This window comes from Oceanipulchritudo coccoides (assembly GCF_010500615.1).
GTDB lineage: Bacteria > Verrucomicrobiota > Verrucomicrobiia > Opitutales > Oceanipulchritudinaceae > Oceanipulchritudo > Oceanipulchritudo coccoides.
Genome location: NZ_JAAGNX010000002.1, coordinates 153,607 through 171,873 on the forward strand (window position 1 = coordinate 153,607; position 18,267 = coordinate 171,873).

12 protein-coding genes and 1 pseudogene are annotated in these 18,267 nt (G+C 52.7%); 10 read left to right on the forward strand and 3 right to left on the reverse strand.

The window, feature by feature from the left end; translation table 11 throughout:
• Window positions 1-95 precede the first annotated feature (95 nt).
• From holA to G0Q06_RS14780, 5 genes and pseudogenes are all read left to right on the forward strand, one after another.
• Window positions 96-1,187 (forward strand): DNA polymerase III subunit delta, encoded by a 1,092-nt coding sequence (holA, locus tag G0Q06_RS06325; RefSeq protein ID WP_163963617.1) that lies wholly within the window; start codon window positions 96-98, stop codon window positions 1,185-1,187.
• A gap of 84 nt (window positions 1,188-1,271) precedes the next feature.
• On the forward strand, window positions 1,272-1,514 hold the full coding sequence (locus tag G0Q06_RS06330; protein WP_163963619.1) for a type II toxin-antitoxin system Phd/YefM family antitoxin: 243 nt from the start codon (window positions 1,272-1,274) through the stop codon (window positions 1,512-1,514).
• On the forward strand, window positions 1,511-1,900 hold the full coding sequence (locus G0Q06_RS06335; protein WP_163963621.1) for a type II toxin-antitoxin system VapC family toxin: 390 nt from the start codon (window positions 1,511-1,513) through the stop codon (window positions 1,898-1,900). Before G0Q06_RS06330 ends, G0Q06_RS06335 begins: the two co-directional genes overlap by 4 nt.
• Before the next feature lie 64 nt (window positions 1,901-1,964).
• Window positions 1,965-3,389, forward strand: a complete 1,425-nt coding sequence (gene purB / locus G0Q06_RS06340; RefSeq protein WP_163963623.1) for an adenylosuccinate lyase — start codon at window positions 1,965-1,967, stop codon at window positions 3,387-3,389.
• Window positions 3,390-3,397: 8 nt separating this feature from the next.
• Window positions 3,398-3,688 (forward strand): annotated as a pseudogene (locus G0Q06_RS14780) (sugar ABC transporter ATP-binding protein); the annotation flags it as partial.
• Between the two features lie 101 nt (window positions 3,689-3,789).
• On the opposite strand, the gene G0Q06_RS06350 reads toward G0Q06_RS14780, so the two are convergent.
• Window positions 3,790-4,443 (reverse strand): response regulator, encoded by a 654-nt coding sequence (locus G0Q06_RS06350; RefSeq protein ID WP_163963625.1) that lies wholly within the window; start codon window positions 4,441-4,443, stop codon window positions 3,790-3,792.
• 8 nt (window positions 4,444-4,451) lie between these two features.
• Complete coding sequence (locus G0Q06_RS06355) at window positions 4,452-6,416, reverse strand: sensor histidine kinase (RefSeq protein ID WP_163963627.1); 1,965 nt, start codon at window positions 6,414-6,416, stop codon at window positions 4,452-4,454.
• A gap of 235 nt (window positions 6,417-6,651) precedes the next feature.
• Here G0Q06_RS06355 and G0Q06_RS06360 point away from each other — a divergent pair, with 235 nt between their 5' ends.
• The 5 genes from G0Q06_RS06360 to G0Q06_RS06380 all read left to right on the forward strand — a co-directional run bounded on the left by G0Q06_RS06360 (window position 6,652) and on the right by G0Q06_RS06380 (window position 17,006).
• A complete protein-coding gene (locus G0Q06_RS06360) occupies window positions 6,652-7,392 on the forward strand; it encodes a hypothetical protein (RefSeq protein WP_163963629.1) in 741 nt (246 codons plus the stop codon).
• Window positions 7,393-7,708: 316 nt separating this feature from the next.
• The gene (locus G0Q06_RS06365) at window positions 7,709-10,540 is read left to right on the forward strand and encodes a sulfatase (RefSeq protein WP_163963631.1); all 2,832 of its coding nucleotides are present in this window, start codon (window positions 7,709-7,711) and stop codon (window positions 10,538-10,540) included.
• A 370-nt stretch (window positions 10,541-10,910) separates the two neighbouring features.
• The gene (locus tag G0Q06_RS06370; RefSeq protein WP_163963633.1) at window positions 10,911-12,695 is read left to right on the forward strand and encodes an arylsulfatase; all 1,785 of its coding nucleotides are present in this window, start codon (window positions 10,911-10,913) and stop codon (window positions 12,693-12,695) included.
• A 54-nt stretch (window positions 12,696-12,749) separates the two neighbouring features.
• Window positions 12,750-15,095: a glycosyl hydrolase family 95 catalytic domain-containing protein gene (locus tag G0Q06_RS06375; protein WP_238710375.1), complete on the forward strand. Its 2,346-nt coding sequence runs from the start codon at window positions 12,750-12,752 to the stop codon at window positions 15,093-15,095.
• A gap of 114 nt (window positions 15,096-15,209) precedes the next feature.
• Window positions 15,210-17,006 (forward strand): sodium:solute symporter family protein, encoded by a 1,797-nt coding sequence (locus tag G0Q06_RS06380; RefSeq protein ID WP_163963636.1) that lies wholly within the window; start codon window positions 15,210-15,212, stop codon window positions 17,004-17,006.
• On the opposite strand, the gene G0Q06_RS06385 is transcribed toward G0Q06_RS06380, so the two are convergent.
• Entirely contained in the window at window positions 17,003-18,241 is a 1,239-nt protein-coding gene (locus G0Q06_RS06385; RefSeq protein WP_163963638.1) for an acetylxylan esterase, read from the reverse strand. The two genes, G0Q06_RS06380 and G0Q06_RS06385, sit on opposite strands and share 4 nt — an antisense overlap.
• Between the last annotated feature and the right edge of the window lie 26 nt (window positions 18,242-18,267).

The window sequence follows — 18,267 nt, forward strand, 5'->3', positions numbered from 1 at the left end:
CCGGCTTTCCTCCTGAATACAATTGACCGGGCGCCCCCGGATTATTCCTTTAGGGACAAGCGTCTAAAGACACAAAACACCAATCTGAACAGCAAATGCCCTTCCGTTTCATAGCCGGCCCGGATGACTTCCTCGTACAGCGCAAGGCGCGCGAGGAATGGGAGTCCATGGCGAAAGAGTTCAGCGATCCGAATTCCCTCGAGGAAGTGGACGGACAGGCCGGAACCATCGACGAGGCCGAGAAGGCGATCAATCAGTTCATCAGCTCAGTGCAGACTGTCTCCATGTTCACGCCGGAGAAAGCCGTCTGGTTCAAGAATATCACTTTCCTGGCCGACAGTGTGACGGGCCGCTCCAAGACGACGGTGGAAGCGGTCGAGCGAATGCAGGACCTACTGGACAACTTCGATGATCCAGCGGTGAAAATCCTTGTTTCGGCCTCACCGGTGGACCGCCGAAAGAAAGCCTACAAGTGGTTTCAGAAAAATGGCGACAGCCTCTTTCTGGACGCCAGCAAGGATGAGACCGCCCTGCTGGCCATGCTCAAGGAGGAAGCTTCAGCGGCAGGAAAACAATTCAAGGGCAATGCGGCGCAGATCCTTGTGGAGTTGATCGGCGGAAGCACCCGCCTGGGACTGGAGGAAACCGGCAAGCTGATTACCTACCTCGGCGACAAGGATAACGACATCACCCCCGAGCTTGTTTCCGAGCTGGTCCCGAGTGTCGGCGACAGCGATTTCTTTGAGGCGGCCGAAGCGTTCTACAGTTTGAAACTGGAATGGGCCCTGGAGGCCATTCACCGGCACTTTTTCGCCGGGCATGATGCCCGCCCGCTGATTTCGTCACTTCAAAACCGCAACCGCCTGCTCATCCAGCTCAAGGCGATGCAGGCAGCTGGAGGAGGCCGCGGCCGGATTGGAAAGGCCGACCTTGAACGCGCCGCCTCGCGCTACGGCGAGTTCTTCGGCGCTTCGGAGCGCAAATCCAGCTTCAACATCTTCACCCAGAACCCGTGGTATCTGGGAAAGCTGTCGGAGGTCCTGCCTTCACTGTCCCTCAAGACCCTGATCGAGTTCCAAGAGGCCTTTCGCGACGCCTTTATGGAGATCATTTTCCGCCCGAATGAGCAGGAAGCCGTCCTCAGCGGAATGGCCGTGCGCTGCCTCGCCCCGTTGCAGGCAAAATAGGCGATTTAGGGACAGGTAAATTATTTGGAATCTTTCCCGCGCGTATATTGACTTAGTCCAGTGACTTAGTTTAATTTTGCTGATATGAAACACACCTACAACATCCACGAAGCGAAAACGCATCTGTCCAAGCTGGTAGAGGAAGCGGCGGTGGGTGAAGAAATCATCATCGCGAAGTCGGGGAAGCCGAAAGCGAAACTGGTACCCTATGCGGATGAGCCGAGGCGTGAACCGGGACGTTACAAGGCGAACATTCAGCTATCCGCCACTTTTTTTGATCCTCTTCCCGTGGAAGAGTTGAGGGCATGGGAGGGAACATCCAAATGAACCTCCTGCTCGATACCTGTGCTGCACTCTGGTGGTGGCAGGACTCACCCAGCCTTTCGGTCAAGGCACGGGAGTGCGTTACCAATAGCCGCAACACCATCTACTTCAGCTCGGTCAGCGCGATGGAGCTATCCACAAAAGTCCGGCTGGGGAAACTCGCCCTCTCCGGCCAGCTGGCGAGGAATCTCGGAGCAGCGGTTGCCTCTTCCGGTTGGCAGGAACTTGCCCTTTCCATCAATGAAGCCCAGCAAGCCGGCGGGCTCGAGTGGCCGCACCGGGATCCTTTTGACCGGCTCCTTGCTGCCCAGGCGCTTCACAATAAGCTGACCCTGCTGACTTGTGATTCCGCCTTCGTTACTTTTCCGGACATCAAAGTTGTCTGGTAATCACGCGCTCAAGATCCGCCTGAATGGGCTTGGCATCAGCGGGATTTGTTCCGAATTTTGAGAAATGGACGCCATTCCTAACATTCTCGCCCAGCGTTACGCCTCGGCCGCCATCCGCGATATCTGGTCACCCTCCGGGAAGATCCGCCTCGAGCGGGAATACTGGATCGCCGTCATGAAGGCACAGGTCGATCTCGGGATGTCAATTCCGGCTGAGGCCATTAAGGCCTATGAGGCGGCCCTTGATGATATTGACCTGGCGGCAATCGACCGGCGCGAGCGCATCACACGGCATGATGTGAAGGCCCGCATCGAGGCGTTCAATGAAAAGGCCGGCGCGGAACACATCCACAAGGGCATGACCAGCCGTGATCTCACCGAAAATGTCGAGCAGCTCCAGCTCTATCGCTCGGTGCGCATATTATTTTTAAAGAGTCTCGCCGTGCTCAAGGCGTTTTCCGTCAAGGCCGATGAGTACAAGGACGTTGTCCTCACGGCCCGGACCCACAATGTCGCCGCCCAGCCAACGACCGTCGGCAAGCGCATCGCCATGTTCGGGGAAGACCTGATGCGTGCCACGCGGAAGCTGGGGGCCCTGCTCGAGGATTATCCGGCCCGTGGCCTCAAGGGCGCCGTCGGCACACAACTGGACCTGCTGACCCTGTTTGACGGGGATGTCGAGAAGGTCAGCCAGCTGGAATCACGTGTCCTCAAGCACCTCGGTTTGCCCGGACAATTGTTTACCGTCGGGCAGGTCTATCCACGCAGTCTCGACTTTGAGGTCATCAGCCTTTTCAACCTCGTCGCCTCGGGGCCCTCCAGCTTTGCCCGCACGCTGCGGCTCATGGCAGGCCATGAATTGGGGTCGGAAGGATTTTCCAAGGGACAGGTCGGCTCATCCGCCATGCCCCACAAGATGAATGCCCGTTCCTGCGAACGTATCAACGGATTCGCTACAATCCTCAAGGGCTACCTCAGTATGGTCCAGGGATTGATGGGCGACCAGTGGAATGAAGGCGATGTCTCCTGCTCCGTTGTGCGCCGCGTCGCCCTGCCCGATGCCTGCTTCGCCCTGGATGGACTCCTTGAAACGACCCTCACTGTCCTCACCCAGATGGAGGTCTATCCCGCCGTCATCGATCGCGAGAACGCCTACTATTTCCCCTTCCTCTCGACCACCACCCTTCTCATGGAAGCGGTCAAGGCCGGTACGGGACGTGAACAGGCCCACGAGGCTATCAAGGAAAACGCGGTTGCCACAGTGGCTGATCTCCGCGCCGGGAAAATCTCCGCCAACAACCTCGCCGAGCGCCTTGCCGCCGATTCACGGCTTGGCTTGTCGAAGGAACAGATCGATGGTGTGATTTCCTCGGCGGAGAAGCTTTCCGGAAAGGCCTCCGCGCAAGTGGACGCCTTCGCCCGGACCGTCACCGCCTTGCTTAAAGACTACCCTGAGGCCGGAGCCTACGAGCCCGAGCCCATCCTCTGAAATGACCCATGGCGGAAGTACGACTGAAGGACCTCGTCAAGATCTACCCCGCATAGGGGAAGAATCCTCCCTTCAAGGCGGTTAAGAAAATCCAGCTGGATATCCGGGACAGGGAGTTCATGGTCCTCGTCAGGCCGTCAGGGTGTGGCAAGTCAACGACCCTGCGGATGGTTGCCGGTCTGGAGGAAATCATGAGGCGTGTTCAATCCGCGGCGGAAATCCTCGGTATTGAGTCGATGCTGGTGCGCAAGCCAAAGGCCCTTTCGGGAGGGCAACGTCAGCGGGTCGCCGTCGGGCGTTGATGCGGCTGATCCCGTAGGCCTCGACCAGTAAGTCGGCGATTCCAATAACCGCCATTATCCCCCTGCGGCAGGAAAAACCCAACACATCATCCGCTCACTTATAGAATGCCCTTTTTGTGGGCCTGGTGTACAGCTGCGGCTGCATTCACGACATTGAGTTTTTCGTAGATGTTGCGGATGTGAGCTGCAATCGTAAAGAAACTGAGCCCTAGCTTCTCGGAAATTTCTTTTTTCGCTAATCCCTGTGCGATCAGCTCCAGAACTTCGCGCTCCCTGCTTGTTAAAAGGTCTGAAGAACCTTCCTCAAGGCGAGCAGACATGACTGTATCCAGAATGTAATTGGCCATGCTGGGGTCAAGCATCGCACCGCCTGCTGCGACGATACTGATGCACTCGAATATCTGCTGGATTGTAGAAGATTTTAGCAGATAGCCCGCTGCACCCTGATGGATCGCGGAGAGGATGTCTGCTCTCTCTTCGGATTGTGTGAGTATGACAATCTTCGCCTCGGGATCAATTGCTTGGATTTCAGTTATGGCTTCAAGCCCAGAGATGCCGGGTAAGCTAATGTCGAGCAAGATGACGTCAATGTGGCTGCTTTCATTCAGGCACTTCAATTCACTTAGGGCGCGTTCAGCTGTGCCATTGACGCTTACTAAATTGATTTCCGGTTTACGGTGCATCGCAGCGCTGACCACATTGCGATACTCCGTGTTGTCCTCTACAAACATGACTCGAATTTGTTTACCCATAGGATTCCTCAGTTAAAAATACTCCATCGGTGGGTCTTCATGCTTAGCGTGACACAGGTGCCGGTAGATTCTGAACTAGTGACTTTGGCTGCGCCACGTAAAATCTTAGCCCGGCGTTTGAGAGAGGGTGGTAAGTCTCTTGTTGGTGTGCCCTCCATACCCTTGCCATTATCAGTGACCGACAGATCCGTCCTCTTGTCATCACAACGAAGTCGAATGTCGCATTTGGTTGCGCTGGAGTGCCTGCTCACGTTGACCATACACTCTTTGAGGAATAGAAGCAGGTTCATTTGTCGATGCGTATCGATGCTTTCCACATATCGCTCGCCATCGACATGCACGGTGTAATCAACACCAGCTAAAATACGACTGGCATTGCGTTCGATTTCCTGAAGCAGCATGCCCTCGGATATTCCGAACTGCTTCTTTGTGTAATTCCGGATCGACGAGCTGGTTCGCTCGGTTGCGGCTCGTATCTCATCGACCGCATCAACCAGTTCATCGGGTGAGTCAATCGCATCCTTGGCCATGTCAGCAAGTAACCCAATCACATGGATATTGGCTCCCAGTTCATCGTGCATGTCGGCAGCAAAGGATTCCTTCAGTTTCGCAATCTCGCGCAGGCGCGTGATATGTCCGATCAAGATGGCAAAAAACACCAGGAGGATGCAAAGCAGCAGTAACCAGCCCAGTAGCTTTAAATGCGCTTTCTGTTGTGCATAGCGGTTATTTAGCTCTGCCAGCAAGTGTGGACGGTTAGTTTCCAACTGATGTCGTTCGGCAAGCTGACTCATCCACTCGCGGATCGGGATGATTCGGCCGTAATAATTGAGCCCGTCAGTGAGCGCTGATAGGCTGCGTCTCCAATTTGTAGGGCTGTGAATGAAATTTGCAGAAACCTTCTTTCCAAAGGCGACATTTTCAGATCCGGAAAAGACTTGAGCCTCTGCAAATCCGGTTCTTGCGCGCGACAATCTTTCGCCACCCACGCGTCTTAATTTTCCCGTATCATGAATGTAGGGTTCTACAGCGATCAGTTTTATGTAGCGGGCTTTAGTTTCCTCAAATTGATAGAACAATATGGGATTGGTCTGATAGTGCGAACGATGCTCTTTTTCGGCGATCATGATCGAATCTGAAAAATCCGGCAGCAGGGAGGCTTCAATACGGATCAGGCGCGGTATTCCCATGTCGCCGGCAAATGGGCTCGGAACTGAGGTGCTCTGTTCAAGGGCATGGAGTTGTATACGATCAATTGGGTAAATAGCACCCAAATCTACAGTATAGCTTTGCTGGAAGTCGACTGCTGAGTTACTGATGGTTCCTGCGCTGGATTTATCCCCGGGGCAATCCATCATGTAGGGAACGGCTCCATCGACCAGAAACTCAGGACGGCGATGGCGACTCCATCTTGCAGGGTTGCTGGTTGTCTTTACTTGGCAGCCTAAGGCCACATTCACATTGCCCTCAAAAACCATCACCTCCGAGAGTTCCAAGGCAGGTATTTTGTCCAGCTCGCGTATCGAAAATTGAGTTATGTTGATCCGTATTCCAGCAGCCTTTGTCGGAGGGAAGGGGAAGATCAAAGGTGCGATTCCTGCGAGTTCGTTCTCCGCTCGCTGATAGCGGGCGACTGTCTTGATTGGGATTCCATTACGATCAAACAGTTCCAGGTCAAACTTCACGGGGAAACAGAAGGGCATGAAGCCATCTGATGGATTGGAATGGATCACTGGGACTACGACAATCTGGTCGACCACTGCCTCTTGGTCAAAAGTAAGCTCGATCACATCAAAATGGTCTGTTTCTGATCGGTATCCGACCGCTCCAATGTCCGAGCGCATCCTGATCTGAGCCAGCGTGCCTAATCGCTCGTCGATTTCTCGGATGTGGTTCTCCAGCTCACTTGTGGAAAGTGCCGACGTGAAGTCTGCATCAGCTCTCAGATGTAAAAGGGCGCTGAGTGTGATCAAGCTGCACGTTATCAACGTTTTACGATTCATTTTTGGTGAGGTCTGATGCCGGTTGTGCCTGTGTCAAATTGGCCCGCGGCCGTGCGTGTGCTCTAAGGTAATCTAAAAAGAATCAGGGCGATATAGAATGAACGTTCTATATACAATTAACCAAGATAATTGAATACTGTTAGTCCTTTCGGGCGGATATTTTAGCCCATATCTAGCTAATTACTATAACCTATCAATACCCACTATGAAGAAAATTTTTACTCTTTTGCTGATGGCCGTTTTTGGATCACTGCAGGGGCAGGTTGTTATCGGATTTGATAATCTGAGAGCCGATCTGTCTACTGGCGTTATTAATGGTTTGGACGCAACTGATCCAAATGTTACCATAGGATTGGATGCTACAGGTAATGACCTTCTCTATTCCTTTAGTTTTGCCAATCAGGATTTGGATGACGGTGGCTTATCGAACGACACTTTGACATGGGATTTACGGGTTGAGGGCTGGATTGGCTCTACATTTAGTTTGGTTGGAGATGGAACCTCATCCGTCACAGCGCTCGGAACCACGGCCGATGTAGGGGCCGTTAATGATGAATTTGGGTTGCAAGGGAACACCAGTGGCACAGACACTACTGCGCGCTATTTGCAGCCTGGCGATACTTTGCGTTTCACAATTGAAAATGTGGTTTTGAGCACTGATATTTCCGCATCTATCGCGTTTGACGGCTTTGATGCGGCATGGTTTACTACGGGCGACTATATTCTTGGAACGGGTAGCAACCTCCCGATTTTAAGCGCAGGTGCAAATGGTGGCGCTTCGATCCCAGGCACTCCTGAGGTGTTTGTTCTAACAGCGACGACTATTAATGATCGCATTCGTGATTTGGATGGTCAGTTCACTGTTACTGCCGTCCCGGAACCAAGTGTTTTTGCCCTCATCTCTGGGTTCTTTGCTGTTACATTTGTAGCGCTTCGCCGCCGTTAAGTGTACGCTGGCCAGGTTAATGGAATCTTGAACTCCACACCGACAACGGTGTGGAGTTTCTTTTATTCAGATTCCGTGAAGGCTTAAATCGTTAGAAGCCCTTTTGGAGAATAAAATCGTCCGATATAGAACGAATATTCTATATACATTCGCAGCTACTTCTGGCAAAAGAATACTATCAACAGCTGGCTGTTAACCCTATTGCGTTTTTTGGCGGATGATTGATGGGCTGCTTTTGAAACCAAAGGAAATCACAGCTCTTAGGTGTGTGAGTTTAAACCAATAGTATCGTTTATATATCCTAATATTTTACCCTATGAAAATGCTTCGTTACGCTTTCTATTTGTTTTTCTTTGTGAGCATGCTGCAAGCACGCCCGGAAAAGCCGAATTTTGTCTTAATTCTAGCAGACGATCTTGGTTGGCAAGATCTGAAGTGCTATGATACAGAGGCACCGTTCTCAGTGTTTGAATCGCCCAACCTTGATGCTTTGGCGGCAGATGGTATTCTATTTCGTCAAGGGTATGCGCCAGCGCCTACATGTGCGCCGAGTCGCAGTGGTATTATGAGTGGGCGTTTTCCTGCGCGTGTTGATAATACGCATGTCATCGGGGGGGAGGTTCCCAAGCCTCATAATAATAACAGCAGCCGGATTATGGATCCCTATTATAGTGCTCGTCTGGAATTGGAAGAAATTACCATTCCAGAAGCTTTGGCACCACATGGGTACTACAGCGGCCACTTCGGCAAGTGGCATATGGCCGTAGGCCATAACGCAGAACCTGGGGCTCTATCACAGGGCTTCGACGTGACAAGCAACACTCGTGGAGTGCATCGGGCAATGACGGACCGGCTTAGTGGTTTTGCGACGACTGACCCGGCTGATCCGTATCAACTTGATGCTAATGGATTTGCTTACGATCAGTTGACGGAAGATGCGATTGGTTTCCTTCAGGATGCGACTACAAATGCTGATCCGTTCTTTTGCTATTATGCGTCATGGCTGGTGCATGTTCCAATTCAGGTCAGGACGGAAAGCCTGCTGCAAAAATACGCGGGACTGATGGGCTATAGCTATCCTCTTAGTGGCAGTGAGATTTTTGCAGAAGGGCAGAATAATCCTTACTATGCAGCTATGGTTGAAACTTTGGATTATAACGTCGGCCGTATAGTGGATTACTTGAAAAACACAGACGACCCTCGCTGGCCTGGGCATAAGTTGATCGAAAATACCTACATCATCTTTACCTCGGATAATGGAGGGAAAGAAGTGACGGGCACCGAGGGGATTACAGACAATTTTCCATTGGACAAAGGAAAAACGCATGCTGAAGAAGGTGGAATTAGGGTTCCTTTCATTGTAGCAGGTGGGGAAATTCCATCAGGCATCACTAGTGAAGTGATGATCAATGGATTGGATATTTATCCTACTATTCTATCACTTGCAGGTCTCCCTCTTCCGGGACGATTGGACGGGGTTGATCTGTCCGACCTCTTGCTGAGCGATGCGCAGGATCCAACTCTTGTGAAAAACCCGGATCAGAGTGAACGCGATACAATGTATTGGCATTATCCTCATCGCACTGCCTTCCATAGTGTTATCCGCAAGGGGGGATATAAGCTCTTTAAGGAGTATGACTATTTGGATAATCCCGCGATTGATCCGTATCGACTCTATGAACTCTATGATACCAATGACGTTCGAACAGATATCGAAGAGATGAATGATATAAACGCTTCTGAAGCGGTACTCGTTCAAACACTCTCGACGGAGTTGGAGACATGGCTTAGCGATGTGAATGCAAGTGTGCCGCACTACAATCCGAATTATACTGGCACACTTACGAACAAGGGGAATGTCCCTCAGGTTCTTGCCTCTGGAGATTCAAACAGCGTCGCGTGGGTTACGTTTGAAACCGATAAGGCAGAAGTCGTTAAAATTGAACTGATCTATACACTTGATGGTGGGCACGATGAAGAGGAGTGGTTCGATTTGGATGTTCCTTTCATATTTGCCGATGGAACTGCATCAATTCCGGTTCCCGCTGGAACGACTCATTACGTCTTCAACTTAATCGATGAAAATAATTTCTTGGTTAGCTCGGTGAATGTAGGAGAAATTGCATCAAACACGGGGGGTGATTCGACACGAGTTCCAGCCTACTTTGATGAACCAAGTGAGACGGCGACGATCCAGTATTTCGGAACGACACTGCCAACGAGTAGTGTTGTTATGAGTCAAGCCCACAGTGAACTAAATGGGGCTCCTGTTAATAATGATGGAGGGGACCCGATACAATCATCTGGCCAAACATTCACACTCACTAAGACAACCGAGTTGACTGCTTTGACGCTACAAGTGGCCAAGAATTACACCTTTTCAGCTGGATCAAAAAAAATGCTTCTTTGGATAGGTGAATACGGTGGTGCGACTACCGAGACCCTTGTTTACGAGTGGATCGATTTTGACGCATTGAGTTTTACTGCGCTTGAATACTATACGATCAACTTTCAGGATACTATCTTCACTCCGGGGAAGTATGCGTTTCAGCTCACATGGTCTGAATATGGAGCCGAGCACGATATTACCTGGAGACGAGCCAACGGTAGTGGCGATTTGGCTGGTGGTGAGCGTTTGTATGAATCTGAAGTGGCACCGGGCGTGGTTAGTGTTCCCTTTGCGAGTCCTGCAGCAGATGATGTAAAGGATTTGGTCTTCGCACTCCACGGGCAAACGATCAATTATCTAAATGGATTTACTGCTTGGGGCGTATCCAAGAGCCTTCCTGTTGGTCAGGATGGAGCCGAAGATGATCCAGATCGTGATGGATTTAAGAACCTGCTTGAATACAGCTTTGGAACCGATCCGATGAGCTTCACAGCTGCAAACTATTGGAGTATTGGAACCGACCCGGAGGGAGCTAGTTGGGATTTGCAATACACTTACTTGCGCCGAAAAGATGCGGCCTCACGCGGATTGACATATGAAGTTCAGCGCTCGACAGATCTTTCAATCGATTCATGGAGTTCTCAATGGGTTACCGAAACAGCAGTTAGCTCTGTGGATTCTGAGTTTGAGAGTGTCACAACTCGTGTTGAAGGCAGCGATTCCGTTTTTGTTAGGATGAAAATCACGGGAAACGAGTAGGGGATCGAGCACCTTTCCGTCTCTAGCATTTCGGCGAGCTGGGAAGGCACTCCGAAATCATCAAAGCCATTATCAAGTAGCCTCTACACGCCAGAAAAAGTCACTCAGGCCACTCAAATCCAAGCTTACTGCAATCCCCAACCAGATGGAAGTCTATCCAGCTTTCATTGACCAGGAAAATGCCTATTACTTCCCCTTCCTTTCCACAACCACCCTGCTCATGGAGGCCGATGCGGGGCGTGAGGTGGAGGCCTAAGAGCCTGAGCCGATCCTGTGATGCGGGCCTACTGAGACCCAGGACTAGCCTCCGCCGGCATCCCGTATTTAAGGGGTGGTACAATTCTAGCCGAAACCTATAGTGAAGTGGCACATGAAACTCTTCAGCCAGCCACTTGTCAGGCATGTCCTGCTCACCCTTTTATTGCCCCTGCTAACTTTCCAGGTGTTGGCTGGTAAACCAAACGTGATCATCGTCATCACGGATGACCAGGGTTACGGGGATCTTGGCTGCCATGGGAACCGAATCCTTGAGACTCCGGCGATGGACGCCCTGCATGCGGAAAGTGTCCGCCTCACGGATTACCACGTCAGCCCGACCTGCGCCCCTACCCGTGGAGCCTTGATGAGTGGCCACTACACCAACCGGGCTGGCCCCTGGCACACCATCATGGGGCGCTCCTTCCTCCGGCCAGAATCGACAACGCTCGGGGAAGTTTTTCTCGAAAATGGCTATAGGACGGGCCTTTTCGGCAAGTGGCACCTTGGAGACAATTACCCCTACCGTCCAATCGACCGGGGCTTTGGGGAGGTCGTCAGCCATGGAGGGGGCGGCGTGGGTCAGACACCCGATCACTGGGACAACGCCTATTTTGACGACACCTATCTGCACAATGGAATACCTGAGAAGTACGAAGGCTATTGCACGGATGTCTATTTCCGGGAAGCCAAACGCTTCATTTCAGAAAGTGTTGAAGCGAAAAAACCTTTCCTCGCATATATATCAACCAACGCACCCCATTCGCCCTCCCACGTACCAGACAATTACTGGAAACCCTATGTCGGAAAAGTTCCCTCGGAGAAAGAAGCCATCTTCTATGGCATGATCGCCAATATCGATGAGAACCTCGGACAATTGCGCCAATTCCTTGAGGATGAGGGTGTGGCAAAGAACACGATCTTCATCTTCACAACGGACAATGGGACCGCCTCAGGGAAAGCCATCTACAACGCCGGTATGCGCGGGCAGAAAGGCAGCCAGTATGACGGCGGGCATCGCGTCCCCTTATTCCTGCGCTGGCCAGATGGCGGGCTCACCCAGCCAAGGGATATCGACCAATTGACAGCGCATATCGATATTCTCCCCACTCTGATTGAACTGTGCGGACTCAAGGCCCCCATGGACTACAGTTTCGATGGGCGTTCCCTCGCCCCGCTCCTTTTCGAAACCCCTACTCCGTGGCCCGAACGGACCCTCATCACGGACTCGCAGCGTGTGAAGGATCCCATCAAGTGGCGCCAGTCGGCCACCATGACCAAGCGCTGGCGCCTGATCGACGGAAAGGAGCTCTACGACATCAAGCTGGATCCCGCCCAGAAGAACGACATCGCGGCTGAACACCCCAAAGTGGTTTCGTGCCTGAGGATGGAATATGATGCCTGGTGGGAAAGTGTATCAACCCTGTTCGACAAGGAAACGCGGATTGTCGTCGGGAACGATGCGGAAAATCCAGCCAAGCTTACCTGCCATGACTGGATAACAACCGATGAAGTGACACCGTGGCATCAAGCGTACATTCGGGAAGGAAAGCCGGGAACAGGCTTCTGGGCCATCCATGTGGAAAAAGCCGGGACTTATGAAATTGCCCTGCGGCGGTGGCCTGCCGAGCTGGATTTGCCCATTAACGCATCCCTTGAGCCGGGGTTGCCCGTTCCCGGCCTGACCGCTTTCCGGGAAACACCGGGACGCTCAATCCAGGCCCATTGCGCTACTTTGATGCTGGCGGGCCAGTCGATGAGCAAACCTGTCGAGCCAGAGGACCATGATGTGCGCTTCCTCATTGAATTACCCGAAGGGGATACTGACATGGAAGCAGAATTCACTACGGAAACAGGCGCCATTGGTGCCTATTTCGCCATTGTCACCCGCATCCAGTAATTCAGGATTCCCTCCACCACGGAATCTGATTAATCCTTCAAGGATATCTTCTTGATGAACACCTTACTTTTGAAATACCCGGCCAGCTGGTGGAAGGGTCAATGGCGGGAAGCCCTGCCCAGCGGAAACGGGACAATTGCCGCTGCTGTCTATGGAGCCGTTCAGGACGAGACCATTCTCCTGACGCACGAGAAGTTGTGGCACGGAGTCGTGACGGAACAACTACCCGATATAAGCGACAGGTTGGATAAAGTAAGAAACTTGCTGGATGAAAAAGCCTTTTTCGAAGCGGACCGGGTCATGGCAGATGCCTTGAAAGAAAGTGGCTATGCCCCGCAAATCGGGACACCGCTTCCACTGGCAGACTTGAAGGTACGGACTCCCGTCAACAGCGGATTCCAGAATTACCGTCGCGACCTGAATATGGAGACAGGTGAGGTCTCTGTTTCATGGAAGGATGCAGGTACCGACTACAGCCGCAGATTATTTGTATCCAGAACGGATAACATGGTGGTCATGGAGATTTGCTCAAGCGCATCTGTGATGGATTTCCAGATCACCTTGGAACGCCATACCTTCAGGGACATTTCCTCTCCCAACGATACCTTCAGGCATGTACCGCTGAACATTACGACAGAGGCAGATGCCGCGGGCTGGATTCGTTACGCCGGGCGCAATGATGACGGGACCGACTTTGGAGCGGTGGCACGGGTGATTCCAACATCACAGGAGAATTCGCCAGCAGGATTCAAAGCAGTTGAAGGCCGGCTCCATGTGAACAGTTCCAGAAGCGCCCTTGTATTGGTAAAGCTCTTTGTCCGCGGTGAGCGGGAAGCGGCATGGGCCTCCCTCAAACAGGAATTACACGAGCAGGATGTGGATTATGAAACCCTACTCGCTCGCCACACGGAGGAACACAGGACACTTTTCGACCGGCTCACCCTTGACCTTGGAGGATCTGAAGCTGATCACCAGTTATCAAACGAGGAACTGCTTCTGGACGCATATCAGGGGACAGCTTCCACCGCTCTGGTCGAGAAAATGTGGGCCTTCGGACGCTATTTACTTATCTCCAGCTCGCGCCCGGGCAGCCTGCCTTGCCCGCTGATGGGGAAATGGTGTGGTGAATACCATGGCTTCTGGGCCTTTCACATGGCCAACGAGAACCTGCAGATGATCTATTGGCAGGCCCTGTCGGGTAATCTCACCGAGACGGCCTTGCCGGTGTTCGACTACTTTGACAAGAAGCTGGGAGACTTTCGTGAAAACGCCCGCAAACTGTTCGGTTGCCGGGGAATCTATGTGCCCTGTGTCACGACTCCGCCCTCCGGCCTGCTCAAGGACATCCAGCCACATACAATCCACTGGACAGGAGCTGCCGCATGGGTCGGGCAGCTCTACTTTGATTACTTCCGCTATACCGGTGACCTGGACTTTCTAAGGGAGCGGGCAATGCCCTTTCTCAGGGAAACCGCCTCGTTCTATGATGACTTCTTTACCCTCGACGAGGAGGGTTTCTTTAAAAGTTCCCCGTCAAACTCACCGGAAAATACTCCGGGTAATTTCTACGAAGGTAGCGGCATGGGAAGTCGCATGGAAACGACCATCAACGCGACAATGGACTTTGCCTTGGCTAAGGAAGTGCTGACCCACCTTGTTGAAGGGGGTAAGCTCATTGGCAGCGATCAAGATGAATTGAAAAAGTGGGAGGAAATGATTCAGAAAATCCCCCCTTACCAGGTTAATGACGATGGAGCGGTCATGGAGTGGATGCACCCTTACTTTCCGGATAATTATCACCATCGGCACCAAAGCCACATCTACCCGCTCTTCCCCGGACTTGAAGTCAACTCAAGGTCGGATCTCCGCCTTTTCGAGGCTTTCAAGACGGCCATCCAGAAGCGGCTTGAGATTGGGATCAGCGAGCAGACTGGTTGGTCCCTCGCCCACATGACAAATGTCTATGCCCGCTTGAAGGAAGGTGACCAGGCCCTTGAATGCCTCAACCTGCTGGCACGTTCCTGTGTCATGAATAATCTCTACACGACACACAACGACTGGCGCTCCATGGGGATTGGCGTGGAAATGGAATGGGCCCCCTACCAGATTGACGCAAACATGGGATGGACAGCGGCTATCCAGGAAATGCTTCTCTTTTCCCTGCCGGGGCGGATGGAAATCCTGCCAGCCCTGCCAAAAGCGTGGTCGAAAGGATCCATAAAAGGGCTTCTCGCCCGGGGAGGCATTGAGGTTTCCATTCGCTGGGACATCGATGAAGACTTGATTGAGGCTGAATTACTGTCCCTTGGTAAGGATCAGGAAATTGAGCTGGGTTTTCCGGAAAGCCCCTCGCGGTTTCTTCATCTGGAAAATGGGGTAAAGCAGGTTTTAAGGAGGTAGCATCCTGTGAATGCGGGATAACTCGAGTCTCCAAATATGGTAAAGTATCCTCTGCGCAAAAACCCCAACCCCAACTAAGCTTCACCAGGAAGCGAAGTAACAAAAAGGTATCTCATGCATTGGATAGACTGGAGCATCGTAGGCATTTTTCTCGTTTCGATGGTCGCCGTCGGCTTGTACTTCAGCAAACGGGCGGGGGACAGTATCGATTCCTACTTTGTCTCGGGACGGAGCTTGAAATGGTACATTGTGGGCGCTTCCCTGATCGCAACCAGCTTTGCAGCGGACACTCCACTTTGGGTGACTTCACTGGTGCGGCAAAACGGGATTCATGCCATCTGGCAATACTGGTCGCCGCTGATCGGTGGAGCCTTGGCGGTTGTGCTGTTCAGCAGGCTTTGGCGGCGCCTCGGGGTCATCACGGACATCGAAATGCTGGAACTGCGGTATTCCGGTCCGGCGGCAAAGAGCCTTCGCGGGATATCGGCAACCATGGGGGCGTTGGTTTTGTGCCCGCTTATCATTGGTTGGGTGGTCAAGGCCATGGACACCATTGTCCGCGAAACGATGGGCCTGCCTCCGGAGTACCAGATGATGAGCACCGGCGTGATCCTGTTGTGTGCCCTTTTGCTGTGCGCACTCAGCGGGTTGTATGGGGTTGTGTATACCGATTTTATTCAATTCATCATTGCGACAGTGGGGGTCATTGTCCTGGCCATACTTTCGATTCGTGAAGTTGGTGGCATCTCTTCGATGGTTGAGCAACTGTCCAACATGTCCGAGTGGCAGGGCAAGGGATTGAACATCGCCCCGCGAATTGGTTCAGCACCCGGCTATATGTCCATCTGGAACGCCATTGGATTCTTTGGCCTGCTGTGGATTGGTGTCGCGATGTCGGGCGGCTACAATGCCCAACGAATTCTTGCTTCCAAGGATTCCCGCCATGCTTCCATTGGGATGCTCATGCACACCATTGTTTATTATGCCGTCATTTCCTGGCCTTGGATCGCAGTGGCCCTCGCGTCCATCATTATTTTCCCTGACATGGGCGCAGCCGGTGACGATGCCGCCTATCCGAGAATGGTCCTCCATATCCTTCCAGTCGGGTTGAGAGGCATTATGATTGCGGCGATGATGGCCGCCTTTATCTCGACCATCAGTACGCTTTTCAACTGGGGTTCCAGTTACATCGTGAACGACTTGTATCGCCGCTTCATCCGCAAGGATGAGAAGCCAAAACATTACGTCACGGTCGCGAGGCTGGTGACCACAGGAGTGGGAATTGCCGGTGCGATCATCAGCTTGTACGCGGAAGACATCCAGCAGCTGCTCGGAATCTTCTATGTCGTAGGTGGAGGGTCGCTCCTCATTGGCCTGATGCGCTGGTTCTGGTGGCGGATGACACCACGGGCCGAGCTGGTGGCGTTTGTCATGACCTGGGTGGTCGCCCTCCTGATGTTGTTCGCCAAAATCTTTGATCAACCGATGGCCATACTGCTCAACCTTCCAGAAGATGTAAGCTTCAGCAGCGACTACAGTCTGCTGGGCGCACGTATGCTCTTCATGGCTGTTTTCGGTCTGATTGTGGGGGTCATTGTCTCGTATACCGGCAAGCCGACGGACATGGAAAAGCTGAAGGAGTTCGTGAGACGTTCAGGTGTTCCGCGCCCTGGATGGGGACCAGTGGTTCGTGAGATGGAGGATCACAAGGCGGGCGTAAGTGTACCGCTGACCCTGTGGCATTGGGCTCTGGTGACGATCCTGATCGTCTGCCTGCTGTTCAGTATTGGCTCCTTCATCCTTGGCAGATGGGCCCTGTCAGCAGTGCTTTTTGCCGTATTTTTCGGTTTGCTGATTCACTCAGTCGCCGTCATCGGGAAGGAACTGGGAAACCGTTCCGAGCAGGGCTAGGGAGTTTTGTCCTCTTCATGGAATCCCGAGCTTGCGGTCAGGGATCCGCTCCGGGCATTGATAAACCAAGCCGTCGTTCCATCGGGAATGGGAGCGGTCATCTTCCAGCAGTTTGGCGAGATTGCCTCGAGTGTTGCGGGGCGCTCTGTCCAGGTGCGCTTACCGGTAAATCCCTTGTCAGACGTTGAAACAAGAACCGCTTCGTCAAGGGGCTTGAAAGAATGCAATTCGACAGAGGCCACTCCGTCATGGAGCTCTGTGGAATCCACGCGGAACCAGCTTTTGCCGTCATCGACGACACTCCGTGCAAACGCATAGCTGTCTGGCGGGTTCCATCCTGCCGGATGAGAGTGCTTCATTCTCGGGATCAAGCTGAAGGAACTCTCCCCCAGCGTGGCATTGGCACAGGCAGCAAGGCAGTCGAGCGGGAAATGCTGATCTCCGGGCCATGACAACCAGAGGGTCGGCATTGTGGCCTTGTGTAATCGCACCATGGGGTCCCAGACCGTTTTATACAACGTGTTGTTTCCCAGTGTCCGGCCGTAGGCATTCCCCGCATCAAACAAGTGACCACAGCCGTAGGTGGGGATGGCAAAGGCAAATCGCTCGTCGATGCCAATCACGGTACTGGTAATGACACCACCCCATGAGATGCCCATGACACCGACTTTGCCGGGATCGACTTCCGGAAGTGACCGGAGAAGGGAGTTGGCGAGGATTGTGTCAGCAATCGCGTGGTACATCCACTGGGATTTCAAGGGCTTGCCAGAATCCCCGTAAATGCCGACCCGGGAGGGTCCGGCCCAGTCATGTTTTTTCCAGCCCTGCGGATTCGATTGATCCTTCAAACCTGTGTCCCGTTCATCGGTCTGGCCCTCGACCGCGATGGAGATCGCGGCGAACCCTTCATTGTTCCACTTCTTGACCCACTCACGGAAAGCGGTTCCTCCTCCTCCGTGCACAAGCACGATTCCGGGCAGTTTGTCACCGGCGCTTTCCGGTATCCCGATCCAGGCAAAGACCTTCGTGGGCCTCCCGTGCCAAGGCAGGGCGTCAAAGTACACTGCCCTCATTCCTTCTTCCCGAGGAAATCCTTCAGCGTCCTCGAAGGAAGGGACTGAGATTAATGCGGATAGAGCCTCGACCTCCAGATTACCGGCAATTTCATCTGCCAGTGTTGAACCCTGGGCAAGGACACAGGCAATCAATCCAAATGACGAAAAGTGGGCTTTCATGATACAATTCTATCAGGAAATCAAAA

What these genes read in the sequence shown, in the direction of transcription:
- holA (WP_163963617.1), top strand. Translation starts at nt 96, where the DNA reads ATGCCCTTCCGTTTCATAGCCGGCCCGGATGACTTCCTCGTACAGCGC.
- G0Q06_RS06330 (WP_163963619.1), top strand. Translation starts at nt 1,272, where the DNA reads ATGAAACACACCTACAACATCCACGAAGCGAAAACGCATCTGTCCAAG.
- G0Q06_RS06335 (WP_163963621.1), top strand. Translation starts at nt 1,511, where the DNA reads ATGAACCTCCTGCTCGATACCTGTGCTGCACTCTGGTGGTGGCAGGAC.
- purB (WP_163963623.1), top strand. Translation starts at nt 1,965, where the DNA reads ATGGACGCCATTCCTAACATTCTCGCCCAGCGTTACGCCTCGGCCGCC.
- G0Q06_RS06350 (WP_163963625.1), bottom strand. Translation starts at nt 4,443, where the DNA reads ATGGGTAAACAAATTCGAGTCATGTTTGTAGAGGACAACACGGAGTAT.
- G0Q06_RS06360 (WP_163963629.1), top strand. Translation starts at nt 6,652, where the DNA reads ATGAAGAAAATTTTTACTCTTTTGCTGATGGCCGTTTTTGGATCACTG.
- G0Q06_RS06365 (WP_163963631.1), top strand. Translation starts at nt 7,709, where the DNA reads ATGAAAATGCTTCGTTACGCTTTCTATTTGTTTTTCTTTGTGAGCATG.
- G0Q06_RS06370 (WP_163963633.1), top strand. Translation starts at nt 10,911, where the DNA reads ATGAAACTCTTCAGCCAGCCACTTGTCAGGCATGTCCTGCTCACCCTT.
- G0Q06_RS06375 (WP_238710375.1), top strand. Translation starts at nt 12,750, where the DNA reads ATGAACACCTTACTTTTGAAATACCCGGCCAGCTGGTGGAAGGGTCAA.
- G0Q06_RS06380 (WP_163963636.1), top strand. Translation starts at nt 15,210, where the DNA reads ATGCATTGGATAGACTGGAGCATCGTAGGCATTTTTCTCGTTTCGATG.
- G0Q06_RS06385 (WP_163963638.1), bottom strand. Translation starts at nt 18,241, where the DNA reads ATGAAAGCCCACTTTTCGTCATTTGGATTGATTGCCTGTGTCCTTGCC.